Source organism: Rothia sp. SCPM-O-B-18226 (M350), from assembly GCF_058213595.1.
In genome coordinates, this window is sequence record NZ_JBYQJS010000021.1 from 1 (window position 1) to 224 (window position 224).

The 224-nt window shown below is 62.1% G+C and carries 1 pseudogene; it reads left to right on the forward strand.

Annotated elements, in window-relative coordinates:
* A pseudogene (locus AC3E6W_RS08750) lies at nt 1-224 on the forward strand (ABC transporter ATP-binding protein); the annotation flags it as partial.

A 224-nucleotide genomic window follows, 5' to 3' on the forward strand; every position in this document is an offset into this window, starting at 1 on the left:
ACCACGCTGCTGCGCATGCTTGCCGGCACGACGAAGCCCGATACCGGCGAGGTCATCTACGGTCACGGCGCGAAGCTGGGATACTTTGCCCAGGAGCACGAGATTCTGGATGGCGACCGGACCGTATTCGAGAACATGAAGTCCGCGGCGCCCGACCTGGATGACACCCGAGTGCGCACGATTCTGGGTTCCTTCCTCTTCTCGGGGGATGACGTGGATAAGCC